At 63.4% G+C, this 13,927-nt stretch carries 5 protein-coding genes; 2 read left to right on the top strand and 3 right to left on the bottom strand.

What is annotated here, in order from left to right; genetic code table 11:
• Window position 1 precedes the first annotated feature (1 nt).
• The gene (locus tag VM99_20755) at window positions 2-1,447 is read left to right on the top strand and encodes a D-aminoacylase (GenBank protein ID AKK00383.1); all 1,446 of its coding nucleotides are present in this window, start codon (window positions 2-4) and stop codon (window positions 1,445-1,447) included.
• A gap of 251 nt (window positions 1,448-1,698) precedes the next feature.
• Window positions 1,699-2,067, top strand: a complete 369-nt coding sequence (locus VM99_20750; protein ID AKK00382.1) for a glyoxalase — start codon at window positions 1,699-1,701, stop codon at window positions 2,065-2,067.
• Window positions 2,068-2,086: 19 nt separating this feature from the next.
• Here the strand turns inward: VM99_20750 and VM99_20745 are convergent, their stop codons facing one another.
• Genes VM99_20745 through VM99_20735 form a run of 3 tightly spaced genes read right to left on the bottom strand, consistent with a single transcriptional unit; the run spans window position 2,087 to window position 13,904 of the window.
• Entirely contained in the window at window positions 2,087-4,867 is a 2,781-nt protein-coding gene (locus tag VM99_20745; GenBank protein AKK00381.1) for a toxin, read from the bottom strand.
• A complete protein-coding gene (locus VM99_20740; protein ID AKK00380.1) occupies window positions 4,864-9,336 on the bottom strand; it encodes a toxin in 4,473 nt (1,490 codons plus the stop codon). Before VM99_20740 ends, VM99_20745 begins: the two co-directional genes overlap by 4 nt.
• Window positions 9,333-13,904: a toxin gene (locus VM99_20735; protein ID AKK00379.1), complete on the bottom strand. Its 4,572-nt coding sequence runs from the start codon at window positions 13,902-13,904 to the stop codon at window positions 9,333-9,335. Before VM99_20735 ends, VM99_20740 begins: the two co-directional genes overlap by 4 nt.
• Window positions 13,905-13,927: the final 23 nt, after the last annotated feature.

Here is a 13,927-nt window from a genome sequence, read left to right as displayed (position 1 = left end):
CATGCTGTACGACACGCTTATCCGCAACGCGCACGTCATCGATGGCCGCGACACCCCTGGCTACGACGCCGATGTCGCAATTCGCGCCGGGCGCATCGAGCGCATCGGTGACGTGGGCGCGGCGCGGGCGGTGGTCGACATCGACGCCGCTGGCCGCGTGCTGGCGCCGGGGTTCATCGACGTGCACACCCATGACGACACGGTGGTGATCCGCCAACCGCAGATGCTGCCCAAGCTCAGCCAGGGCGTGACCACGGTGATCGTCGGCAACTGCGGCATCAGCGCCTCGCCGGTGAGCCTGCGGGGCGATCCGCCCGACCCGATGAACCTGCTCGGCCCGGCCTCGGCGTTTACCTACCCGCGCTTCAGCGATTATCGCGACGCCGTGGAAGCGGCTGCACCGGCGGTCAACGTTGCCGCGTTGGTGGGCCACACGGCGTTGCGCAACAATCACATGGACGATCTGCTGCGCACCGCCAGCGCGCCGCAAATCGCCGCCATGCGCCGGCAACTGCGCGAAAGCCTGGAGAACGGCGCGCTGGGGTTGTCCACCGGACTGGCCTACGCCAACGCGTTTTGCGCGTCCACCGACGAAGTCATGCAACTGACCGAAGAGCTGCAGGCCTTCGGTGCGGTCTACACCACTCACCTGCGCAGCGAATTCGAGCCCGTGCTCGAGGCCATGGCCGAAGCGTTCCAGATCGGTCGTCATGCGCAGAGTCCAGTGATCATTTCCCACCTCAAATGCGCTGGCGCCGGTAATTGGGGGCGCAGTCCACAGGTGCTCGCGGCGCTGGAAAATGCCGCGCGAAACCATCCTGTCGGTTGTGACTGCTACCCCTATGCAGCGAGTTCTTCGACGCTGGACCTCAAGCAAGTGACTGACGCCCATCGCATCACCATCACCTGGTCGACGCCGCATCCGTCGATGGGTGGCCGCGACCTGACCGATATTGCCGGCGAGTGGGGCGTGTCGCTGCTGGACGCGGCGCAGCGCCTGCAACCGGCGGGTGCGGTGTACTACGGCATGGATGAAGGTGATGTAAGACGAATCCTCGCCCACCCGCTGTCCATGGTCGGTTCCGACGGATTGCCCGAAGACCCGTTTCCCCACCCGCGCCTGTGGGGCGCTTTCCCACGGGTGCTGGGACATTTCAGTCGTGACGTCGGGCTTTTTCCGCTGCATACCGCCGTGCACAAAATGACCGGTCTTTCTGCGGCGCGCTTCGGCTTGGAAGGGCGCGGGGACATCCGTGAAGGGCATTGGGCTGATCTGGTGCTGTTCAATCCACAGACCATTCGTGATGTCGCCGATTTCATCGAACCGCAACGGGCTGCCGAAGGCATTGATGGCGTGTGGGTCAATGGCGTCCTGAGTTATGACGAAGGCCAGGCGAATGGGCGCCGGGGAGGACGGTTCCTGGCGCGAGGAAGTCTCGCGGGGTGATGAGTCAGTGTGGCGAGGGCGCTTGCTCCCGCTGGGGGGCGAAGCAGCGCTTGTGTTGACATCATCACACGGCAGGGGACGCTGGCGCGTCCAGCGGGAGCAAGCTCCCTCGCCACGGATTCGTTGGAGCCTTCAAATGTGCAGTGTTATCCAGGGGGGGTGGCACTTCGACATTAAAGAACCCCGCGCCAAGGCCGAAGCACTGGGTTCAACCCAGCTAGACTGGGTCCTTTCAGCCAGGGAGCAAACCCATGAGCTTCGGTAAAACCACTCCGATCCTGCGGATCTTCGATGAAGCCAAGGCGATGGAGTTCTACGTCGACTTCCTGGGCTTTACCGTCGACTGGCAACACCGCTTTGGCGACAACTTCCCGCTCTACCTGCAAGTGTCCCGTGGCGAGTGCGTGTTGCACCTGTCCGAGCACCATAGCGATTGCACGCCGGGCTCGGCGCTGCGCATCGAGACGGATGAACTGCAAGCGTTCCAGCAGCAATTGCGGGCCACGCAGTACCGTTACGCTCACCCGGAGATCCAGGCGATGCCTTGGGGGACCCAGGAACTGACCGTCACCGACCCGTTCGGGAACCGGTTGGTGTTTACCGACGCGATCAGTGCCTGAGTCCTGAACTGCCAAGGCGCTAAGGTCGTGTGATTGCCTGGACGTGATCGTTGTACATCTCATAGCTCCTGGGGTGGCGCTGCGTGGGAATATGGACGTTTTCGGGAATGATCCCGCTGCAGTTGAAGCAGGCAATGAACGGTTCCGGTTGAGCCACGCCGGTGATTTTTTCGGTGAACAGGTACGTGTCCGAAAGCACTCGCTCGGCCTGGCCCGGATAGAGCGCGACGACATCGTTCAGTACCCGGACTTCCCCATGCGCCCCCGGCCCCCCGGCGCGCACGGGGATGATGCCGTTGCAGCGCTCGATATGCGTGGCGATGAGGTTCTGGGTGTTGGGCTGGAGCTCCGACAGGGCATCGACCGTCCTGCTCAGCGTGGGCTCGCGCTTGAGTAACTCGGGATCCACTTCGAGTCTGTGGATCGGGTCGTTCTTGGTGGCGCGGTAGCGTTCGGCCAGGTCGCTCAGGTACTCGCTGGTATTGCCGATCCTGTAGCTGCCGAAGTTCAGGTAGAAACTGTCGCTTTTAGCGCTGCCTTCGTAGTGGGCGTCCACGCCGCGATAACCCGTCGGGCCGGATTTGGGGCCGGAGAGATTGTGGTACTCGTAGAGCGCCACCGGCTTACTGTCCAGGGTATCGCCGGTCACGCCAAACGAGTGAACCACCAGGTCCTTGCGCTTTGTCTTGCTCAAGCCTGGGGTCGGACGCAGGGCCAGGTTGAGCGCGGCGTTTTCTCGGTCGTCACCGGCCATTCGCCTGGGCGGCAGGGCCGAGGGAGGCTGCATCATCGCCAGGGACCGGGCGTGCCCATCAGCCTCCACCCCTTTGACGACGTCATCCTTCAGCCATCCCTGATGGTCGACGAACCTGAGCGGATTGTTGGCCACCATGGCGTACAGGTTCAATCCGTCGACCGCCCCCGCCGGGTCGGGGCTGATCCAGCGTTGCAACCAGGGCGCGTAGTAGCGTTGGCCGTAGTAATACAGGCCGCTGGCGTCGCGCTCCTTGCCGCAATAGCGAAGGGTGCGATAGCTGACTTCCAGCGCCGAGCGCGAGGCCAACCAGGCGGTCCCTCCGTAGGGCAGGTAGCCTTCCTGGCTGATCAACCCGCCTTGGGCGTCGAGCTCCAGTGAGCAGGAGCTCAGGTGGTCGCCAAGGCCGTAGCGCATTGGGTTGGCGGCGATGCCGGAGGGTCGGCCTGCGGTCCAGTGCAGGTAACGCACGCTGAAGCGGCCGGCTTGCAGGCTGATCATTTCCAGCCGTTCATTGGGACGGGTGTGGATTTCCAGGCCCGGCAGGTAGCGCACCTCCCGGGTATGGATGATGGCCTCGGTGTGGACCGTGCGGACCTTGCGCACCCGTTGGCCGCCGTTGTCGTAGAGATAGCGCTCAACGTCGTCGGGCGCGTCTGCACGCTGGACCAGCACCACGCTGTCGAGTTGATTGCGGTTGTTCCAGGCCAGCGCCTGCCCGGGCAGCAGCGCCTGCTGGTTGCCGTTGGCATCGAAGGCCATCGTGACGTCGGGCGCCGACTGGCCGGTGTTCCAGCTCAGCAGGCGGTTGCTGGTGGGGCTGACGTTGAACGTCCGGGTGTAGTGGTTGCGCTCGCGGACATGGCGCAGCTCGGTCAGGTTGCCGCCGATGTCGTAGGTGTAGTGCTCGGTGTAATTGAACAACTGACCGGCATCGATCGGAATGTTGAGGAGGGTCGGGGCCAGGCCTGCGGTTTCACGCCCTGTCGCACGGATCAATTGATACAGGCTGTCGTAGGTGAAAGTGCGCGTGGCTTCGACCCGCTGGTTACTGCCGTACTGCACCGGCTGGGCCTTGTCTTCGATGCGCAGCACGTTTCCCACCGGGTCGTAGGTGTAATGCAGGTCCTGCAAGGTTCGGGTGGACAGCGATGCGCTGAGGGCGGTCAGTCGCCCGGTGGCCGGGTCGAACACGGCGCGGCTGATGACACCGTTGCCGGCGGCCTGGGATTCGAGCTGGCCGGAGGCGTTGTAGGTGAGTTGGCTTGCGACGGTTGTTTCGACGGTGGCGTCCCGGGGCTTCAGGCTCACGGCACTGAGCTGGCCCGCGCGATCGAACGTGTACCGCTGTTGGTGCCGGGCCGCATCGGTTTGTTCGATGACCTGCCCGAGTGCGTCGTAGCGCCAATGTGTGGTGTGGCCGTCGCCGTGTTCCAGCAGCAGGTCTCGGTCTTTTTCGTTCCCTGGCCAGTCGCCGGGCGCGGTGTCGGCTGACAGGTGCCGGGTCTGACTCAGCGGGTTGGCGCAAAGCGCGTAGGCATGGGTGAGCAGGGTGCCGGCGCTGTCATCCTGACGGACCAGGGCACCACACAGGTTACGGGCGGCAGACGCTGGCGAACTGTCGCCGTAGCGCAGGCATTCGACTGTGCGTGGCGCCTGCCCTGGCGTTTGCTCGCGACGCATGACCGGCCGCCGTTGATCGTCGAAGGTGGTTTGCTCCTGGTTTCCCCGTTGGTCCCAACGGCGCAGCACCTGCCCGGCGTCGCCCGGCAGGCTCAGGCGCCATCCGGCGTCGACACTGCTCACCCGCAGTGGCTTGCCCGACAAGCTGTAGACGGTGTGCAGGTTGGCTTCGGGGGCGTTGGCGAACAGCCGGGCGTCCCACTGCGCCACCTGCCGCCCCGCCGCGTCGTAGTGATGCCGGATGATGCGCGCCTGGCTTGGCTCGTCTGCCTCGCGTCGGTGGTAAGCCACCTGCCGCACGGGCAGGCCACGGTTGTCGATGACGTTGATCGTGGGCGTCTTGTGGTGAAGGCGAGCGCTCATGCAGCACCCCCGCGGGTCGACATGACCTCCTGCAAGGTGTCGTTCTCGTCTTCGTCCACGCTGTACCAGGGGTGGCGCGTGTGGCGGCGCAAATAGCAAAGGTCATCCTGCCGGGCGAGCCACGTGTGGGTCAGGCGTCCGAGGGGGTCGTGGACATGCTGGTCGAAATGACCGCACTGGCGCAGGGGCGCGTCGTTGATGTGGCGATGATGATCGGCAAAGTAAGGCCGATAGACCCGCACCACCCACCCCTTGCCGTTGTATTCCACCCGTTCGCTGACACGCCAGCGCACCGCGGCGATCTGCGCCTTGGGCTTTCCATCTGCCAGGGTCAGTTCGCCTTTGGCGTCGACGACACAGGCCATGCCCGACTCGACCCGTTGTTTGTTTTGCAACGTTCGACCGAAGCCATCGAAATGGGTGATGGCAATGCGGATCTGTTGCTGCGGGTCATCGGGGTAGCGGTCGGCGACCAGGGTCGCGACATGCACGGGCTCTCGGCTTGAGGCCTCGAGTTCGTCTTTGAGCTTCAGGTCGTCGCCGGACAGTGCTCGGCCAGACGACAACCGGGTTCGGGCTGACGCGCAGAGATGCCCGTCGGCAAGCAGGTCCCCTCTTGCTACGCAACGCGCCAGCCAGTCGGTGTCGGCCAATGCGGCCGTCGATACCCGCCCCATCCAGCTGAAGGGCGCGTAATAGTGGGCCGTGGCGGCGCCCTGCACGGCTTCCCTTTCCCGGCGGACGGCCTGCGCCGCAGGCTCGAACGAAGGGCGCTTGAACTGGGCGAGGGGCTTGAAGCCCGCGGGCGTGCCATCTTCATCGCCATGAAAAGAGCTGGCCAGGACCTGCCCGAACCCATCGAACAAGGCTTCCTGGACGTTGCCGTTGGGGTCGGTGATGCGCACCGGTTGCAGCGAGCGGTAGTCGTGGACAGCCTGGGTGGTGCAGCCATCGGGCAGCGTGAAGGCGATGACCCGGCAGGCATACGGGTCGTAGCTGATCTGGGTCACCCCCTGGCTTTGGCTCGGTTGTACGGCGTTGACCTTGTAGAATCCTTCCAGCGGCGCGTAGCTCGCGAAGTCGCACTTGACCGACCAGAGCCTTGCGGGCGCCGACGCGGGCAGGAAGTCGGTCATTCGGTGATAGCCGATTTGCTCCAGCAGTTTTCCTTGAGGGCGGGCGTCTTGTGGCAGCGACTGGAAGGCTTCCAGGGCCTTTTCATCCAGCTCGGCGTGCTCCAGGTGATCGACCAGGGCCTGCAGGTCGGCGACGCCGTCGGGCCAGATGGCTCCGTTCGACGCCTGTTTATAGCGCTGCACGGACAGGCCTGTGAGCACGCCTTGGGTGTTCCAAATGGTGGCTGTCACACGGTCATCGAGTGTTTCGAACGTGATGTCCCGCGGGGCGAGCCCCTCGTCTTCAGGGGCCTTGGGGCGCTGCAAGGCCTGGGTGCGCTGGCGATAAGGCAGGCCGAGTCGCCATTGCCGGGCTGTTTGCAGGTGAATGAACTCGGCGCGGGTTTCGTTCAGTTGGTAGCGCTGCTGCGCCGGGTCGTGAGCGTCGTGCCACCACTGCTGTTGGTCGGCGTCGTTGAATGGTGGGGTGTCGCTCGCGGTTGTTCGTCGGGCGTAATGGACATCCACGCTGCGGGTCTGCGCACCGTACAGGTCGTGTTGCAGATTCAGGGTGTGCCGGCATTGCGGGTCATCGACAAAGCCGTCGTATTGATACGTGATCGACTCCAGCAGCAGCGGCAGCATCCGGGCCTGGCGGCGATGGTTGTCGGGGGCTTGCAGCAGGCGCAGCCCGTAACGGTGCTCCTGGACCGTATAGAGGCGGGTAGCGTTGCGGCGTTCATCGACGCCGAAGACCTCGCTGCGCAGCAAGCGGCCACACAGGGCGCGGGCCATTTCCAGGTCGGTGGTCGCGTCTGGCGAGGCGATGATCCGGTCGCGCTGCGTCTCGGGTTGGTATTGGCAAAGCAATGTCTTGCCCAGCGCCATGGCCTGCTTGTCTGCGCGGCTGTAGCCGTTTCGCGGCAGATCCACTCGGCGTCCGGTGTGAAACCAGGTTTTCTTCAGGCACAGAGAGGTGATGTCCTGGGCGTCGCTGTCGCCGGGGCTGGCTGGAGTGTCGGTTTGCAGCAGCAGGCCGAAACCGCGAAATTCCCGCTCGCTGCCGTCGTAGTAACCTTGGCGATAGGCGAACGCCTGGGTCAGCTGGTTGCCGGTGGTTTCGTCCAGGCGGGTCTGACTGCACACCAGGTGCAGGGCCAAGGGTAGGCGGCAAGTGAGTGGCTTGCCAGCAGCGATTCTCTCCTGTTTCTCATCCAGCCATTCCTGCGCCGAGCTGCGGTAGTCGATGCGGTCGTCGGCGCCCATGTTGTTGTTGGTGCCGGTGAGCAGATACGGTTTGGCGCTGACGAAGTCGTAGTGCCAATGTTGCGAGTTCATGTGCGGTGAGCTCAGGATCAGACTGGAACAGCCAAGCCCTTGCAGGTCGGCGACGCTCACTTGGCACAACGGATCGTAGCGCAGCTCTTCGGGCCAGGGCAGCGCCACCGGGAGGGCGAAGCCCTGGCCGCAGCGGTTCATGAAAATCAGTGCCTGATCCGCTTGCAGGTAGATCAGGTCGACGGCGCCGGAGCCATCCAGGTCCGCCAGGCGAATACGCGAGGCGTCGAAGCTTTCGTGGGCCAACCCGGGGAAATCCAGCACCCGGCCTTGGCCGAAGCGTCCGCGTCCGAGGTTGTGCCAGCACTTCACTTCGTTATGACGAATGCGCACCAGGTGCTGCTGGCCGCTGCCCAGTACGTCGCTGAAAGCCACCAGTTCGCCGGCAGAGCCGGTGAACACGGGCAGGGCGTCTTCATGCGCTTCTCGGGGGACCTCGAATGGCGGTGAAAAACCGTATTTTCGTTGGTTGGCGTACAGGCGAACGCTACGCGGGCCGATCAATGCCAGATCGCCGAGCCCGTCCCCCATCAGATCGGCCAACTGCCCTTGAGGACTGAAGAACTCTGGGGCAAATGCCTCGAACGTGGCGAAGTCCGACCAGCTTCGATCGGCTTCGAGGGAGAAGAAACCGCTCACTTGCGGCCGGGCGATGAGCCAGTCCAAACGACCGTCCCCCGTGAGATCGCTCAAGGCCTGGTGCACCGATGTTGCCGTGTCGGCTACCGGGAGGTTGGGGAGCGTTCGCCACGGCGCGTAGGCCACTTCGTTGCCGTTGTCCTTGGCGCGCATGGGTTCACGGTAATGCCAGCCTTTTTCGTTTCGATGGAGCACACCCGACAGGCCTTCGCCGTACAGGTCCACTAACTGATAGCTGTGGCCGTCGTTGAGCCCCGGCATGTCCGCAAAACGCTGCCAGGCGAGGGGGTCGAGCGTGAGCTTGAATGCGCTGTAGCTGAACTCGACGGGAGGGCGTCGCTCGACGGTTTTGTCTTCGGCGAACGCCTGTTCGTGGGCGGCGCTCAAGTGCTGATAACCCAAGGGCGTCTGTCGATAGTCAAGCAGCAGGCGCCGCACCAGGACGGGGGCCGCGCCCAGTTCATCGGGGAAACGGTGAAACATCAGGACCTGGCGACACAGGCGTTCGGTGCGTAATTCAAAACCGTAGGCGAAGCTGGAAAATGGATCGCTGCGGGTCGGCCACTGCCGGCCCTCATACGGCGGCTTTTCTGTATAGGCAGTGGTTCGTTCACCGTAGTCGAACACCAGTTCGAAGTGCCATTGCACGGCCGTGAGCCGCTGCGCAGTCCATGAATAGAGCTGCGTGTCGGCCTTGAAATTGCCATAGCTGACCCGGCTCAAATAGCGTTGGGCCGTGGCGTCTGTCTGGTATTGATAGAGGATATGTTCGCCGTGGGCGTTCAGGCTTTCCTCCAGCAGCCATTCGCCGACTCGGCGCGCATCCCCGGGATCGACGCGCCGCGATGCCTGGCTCTTTCCGAACACGTGGAGGCTGCCGTCGGCACCGTGCACCAGCCAGAAGCCCGGCGTATCGCCTGGCGAAGCCCAATGCTCGATCCGGTCGAAACGGTTTTCGGTCCTGGGGAAGTGTCGGGTGACGGTATAAACCGTCCCCAGCGCCAATTCGTTGTAGTGGTCGACGCGGGTCGAGGCGACAGCCTCTTGCGCATCACGCTCGGGCAGCCACACCACCCCGGTGGGCCCGATGATTTCGTCGTCTTGCCCGTAGGCCGGCACACCCTGGCTGGTGCGTCGCGCCACGCTGGGCAATGACAGCCCCCAGCCGATGCCGAACACACCGTTGCCGAGCGTACTGGCGTAGTTCAAGGACAGGGGCGGCGCAAAGCCGCGACCCGGCGAGATGGGCAAGGCCATCTCATAGACAGCCGTACCGTGGGCGCCCACGGGGCTCCATCCTTTGCCAATACTTTGAATGGCGCCCCCACCCTTGGGCAGGGAAGGGGCGGTGACCGGCAACGCGGAGGGCTCGTTCATTGCGCACCTCCGCCGACCCTGGCCGTGTAGCTCACGTGCACGATGATGTCGGTCAGCGATTCCAGCAGGTCTTTTTGCGCCTTGGGGTTCGGGAAGGTCAGCTGCCATTGGGAAATGGCACCGGTGTATTCGAACGGCAGGTAGCGTTCATCGTTGAAGCTCAGGGTAAACAGACCGTTGTCGTCGATCCCTGTCGACAGGGCGATCTGCTGATTGGCGCGGCGGCTCTCCATGGCCTTGCCTCGGTCACCTGGCGACAGGAACACCGTGCTGGCGGTCTGGGTCAGCGTGGCCCGAATGTTTTCGTAAGGACCGACGACGGCCGGCAAGGTCACGCTGATGGTCTTGAGGCGCCGCAGGTAATGTTGCTGGCCCTGGTAATCGTCTTCGAACAACTGATGAGGCAGTTCGAACTCACACGCGCCTTTCTTCAGGTTGTCCAGCATCTGCGGCCATGGTTTGTTCAGGTGGCTGGCCGGGGTCTTGTCCTTCAGGTGTCGCAGCGACACCGTCTTGCGGATCTCCAGCTCGCGCTCATGGCGTTGCAGGTAGCCGGCGTGCATGTTCATCAGGTTCAGCTTCAGCGACTCGCCGGCGCCGAGCCCTCGATAGGTCGTGTGCCACGCTCCGGGTTGAATGAAGCGACTGTCGAAGTCGGCGGTCTCATATTGCCAACAGGCTTCGGCGGCCAGGCACAGGCTCAGGGTTGCGTCGTAGGCCTGGCGATAGACCACGGCCAACTGGCTGTTGAGCCATTGGTACAGCTGCGTCCTGGAGAAGCGCTTGCTCAGGAAATCGTAGTTGGCCTTGGCCTGGCCGAGGGTCGCTTCGACCAGGCGCAATTGCAGGCGGGTGGCGGTTTCCTGCTCGGCGAAGTGCGCCAGTTGGGCGTCGAGCTGCTCCAGTTCGAGTTGGGCCTGGTCGTACGCATGGCGCCACTCGTCCCACCGACGATTGAACGAGGCTGTACGCTCGCAGTGGTCCGCTGCCGTACGGGCGAGGATGGCCGCGCTGTGAGCCGCCGCCGAGGCGGCGAGCGTTGGCCCTTCCCAGCGACTGCCACCGTTGGCGAGGCCAAAGATGTTGGGCAGCGTCATCATGGCGCCTGCCGCGATCTGGCAGGTCATGGCGGCGAGCTCGGCACTGCCGCTGGCCAGGTAGAACTGAGTGGCGTGTTTTTCCGAGTCGTTGAGGTTCTCTTCCATCAGTTTTCCGTAATGGCGGGCTCGGTCCTGGACGATCCCTTTGGTGGCCTCCAGTGCCTGACGGTTACGATGATCGATGTTCAAGGCCTGGCGTTGCAGGTCGACGGCGCGCTTCGCCAGGTCCCAGGCTTGCTGTTGCTGCAAGGCCTGCAACTGGGCTTCTTCCTTGCGTTCGATCAGCGACAGCAACAGGGTGCCGAATTGGCTGAGGCTGTCCACCGCTTGCAGGGCGTGGCTATGCAGGGTCGTGAAGCGGTAAGGGGGAATGGCGGCGGTGGGCAGGCGGGTCGTTGCGCTGTCCGCCAGGTTCAGGGCCAGGGTGCTGGAGAGGGCGCGAGGGTCCAGCGGCGCCGCGATGACCGGCAGGTGCAGCGGCTTGCCGGCGATGTCGAGGTTGTGCCGCAGGTTGTGCAGGCGGCTCTCGGCCGTGTCCCAGCCTCTGAGCAACTGCGGGTTGAACGGCAGATGCAAATACGGGCTATCGATGGCCGGCAGGGTCGAGCGTGTACTGCCTTCGCGAAGGACCAACGCGCGGTGGTCGTTCAGGCGGGTCAGCGAGTACTCGAAGGTGCGCAGGTCGTCGTCGGGTGTTTCGACCAACGTTTGCAGGCTGAGGGCCGTCCAGGGCGCCACTGGCCGAACGGCCGGGCGCGGGCCCAGCAGGTCGAGCACACGCACGTACCACAGCTTCGCTTCGCTGAGGCCGTCTGGTGTCATGGCGCGGTATGCGGCATCGCCCCGGTTGATCAGGATGTCCAGGTACAGGAAGTACAGCGCCTTGCACAAGTGCACGGGATGACTGAGGGCGATCTGGTGCGGGTCATGAGGCGCCTGATCGGCGTACGACGGCACGCCGCGATCGACCAGCGGCACGCTGCGCCAGCATTCATCCTGGTTGCGATCCGGATCGAAGGCGTAGCGCAACCAGCGCTCGGCTTCCTCATACCGCTGCTCGGCGTTCAAGCGATGGGCGACCAGCCATGGCACATGGAGGAACAGCTCGGTGAAGTAACGGCCGTAGGCGCCATGAAAATCCATCGCGATGTTCGGGTCGTCGGGTATCGAGGGTTCCTGCAGGTGTTGGGTCGTCCAGTCGAACAGTTCATCCAGGCCGTCCTCGGTACGCCGGATCAGTTCGGCGGCGAACACGGTGTTCAAACGGATCGGCGAGCGCCGTCGACTGGAGGCGTCACTGGTTTTGATCGTGGACTTGGCGAAATCGATGAACTGGGTGGACCCCAAGCCGGGCGCCGTGACCTGGGTAATGTCGGGCGGTTGCTGGCGTTTCAAGGGGCGTTTGAGCGTGACGGCCCGGAGGACGGAGTAGAGCTTTCTTGTCGGATCGAGAGGGTGGACGAACGCCACCCCGAGAAGCAGGATGGTGCCGTCGCCGCCGGGATCGGTGCCGGGCCACTCGAAGTCAAAGGACGGCGGCAGATGCTCGGCCGGAACGGACTCGGCCACGATGCTCAGGTCTGCGTAGGTCAGCGGTCGGTCTAATGAGGCGGCGGGTTGCCGGAAGACGACGTATTGCTTGTCCAGCGGTTCATCGCAGAGCACGGCGACGTGTTCCACGTCAAAAGTTTTGGCATGCTCGGTCTGCAGGGTCATGGTTTGCGAACCGCTGGTGGAGGAGCTTCTGTTCTTACGCCGGCTGGCCTTGATCAGGTGTCTGACGGCATCCGTGGAGATGAATTTTCCCTCAAGGCTGGTCTGGCTGGAGAGCGTAATGTTGGGCGTGTGTTCGCTGTCTCTCAGAACGTCAGCCGTGTGCGAAAAGGACACCGTGAAGCTTCGATCGAGGGCGACGGGGAGCTTGCTGAGATTAAGGCTCGAACCGCCATGAAGCCGCATGTAGGGCGCCTGCGGCAGGCGTTGGGCAGGGAACAGCAGGTTCATTTGCAGGCGAGGTTCAAGACTGAAGGCGTTCTCTACCCTCAAGCGCATTACGTTGCGCGGCAGGTACCCCATGTTCCCTGCGCTGGTCATGTCGATGTTGGCCGCCATTTGCAACGTGAGCCTGGAGTCGTGCCGGGTGTAGGTGAGCGTGATGCGATCGCGATAGGCGCTTTCGAAATCCGACAGAGTGGGGGGCAGGTTGCCGGGCAGGGCAACTTCTGTGATTTCGAGGTTGGTGGACGTTGTGGCTTGGATACGCTGTGCGGCGGCGCTCAGGAGTTGCTGTGCGTTGTCCGCGTCCGTTGAGCGACCCGGTTCATGATTGAGGTGCCTGTCGATGCAGACCGTCTGTCTGAAGGCAAGCTCCTTGCCGCTGGCCAGGCCTGACGCTGCCGGTGATCCATAACCCTGCAAGGCGAGAAACAGCGAGTCGCGCGAGCCTTGGCGATAATGCACGGCGACCGTGACGAGCAACGTCTTGATCGCCGCAAGGCCTTTGTTGCCCAGGGAACTGTCTTCCCAATGGCCTTGCAGGGCCACCCGCGGCGTACTCCAGGTTCCATCGTGTTTTTTGAAGCAATAGCTCAGGCGCAACAGCGGATGGTGCTTGCTCGCTGCCGTTGTATCGTCCTGCGAAGAGGCGCTGGAGGCTGAAGGGTCCTGGTGAATGCATTCGGCCCAGATAACGAACAGCCGATTGTTGAACCAGACCGGTCGCACCGAATGCTCGGGCGCGTTCTCGGGGATGGGGAGGTCGGCTTTTTCCCAGTCCGACCAGGCGTATGGGGCGGGCTGGTCCAGCTTGGGCGTGATGCCCGGTGGTTGTGTCGGCACACCCGCGAGGGGCCGCTGCGCCATGTTCAGTGAGCGCCAGAAGTAGCTGTTTTCGCTGCGGGACTTGGCGATGAAATAGTAGGTGCTGTTGGCGTAGTCCTCGCCATCGATGTAGCCGTTGAGGATGTTCAGGTTGGCCACTTCTTCGAATCGGGTCAGGTACGCCATGACCGCCGATTGAACGGCGTCGGGTTGGATCTGGTTCTGGTTGAGGGCGTTTTCCAGCTGTTGGAAGTTGGCGCTTTTGTCGGCTCTCAGGTTCGGGTCGAGGTACATCGCAGGGAAGTAAAGCAACTGCTGGTGGGCGGCCCAGGTCGGGTACTGGTGCATTTCGTCGCGCCAGGTTTGCCGCAGATCGGGGGTGATGTCGGCGGGCTCATAGCCGGGCTCCAGGTTCATCAGGATGCGGTTGATGTACTGCTGCAAACTGGCAATGGCGCAGGCCACGGGGGTGGTGGGCACGTCCTGGCTGACGAGTACGTCCAGCAGCCAGAATTCGTAGAGGTCCCGGGCGGTCTTGATCTTGTAGGGTTTCATCCTGTCCCGATCGGGCGCGACCTTGTTCAGGTAAAGCGCCAACAGCGCATCGCGCAGGCTTTCATCGAGCTGCTTCTTAAGGGCAACGGTCATATTCAATCCTTGAATGTTGAAGC

The organism is Pseudomonas chlororaphis (assembly GCA_001023535.1).
GTDB lineage: Bacteria > Pseudomonadota > Gammaproteobacteria > Pseudomonadales > Pseudomonadaceae > Aquipseudomonas > Aquipseudomonas chlororaphis_E.
Note: the sequence above shows the minus strand (reverse complement) of the source record. Positions and strands in the feature narration are given on the sequence as shown.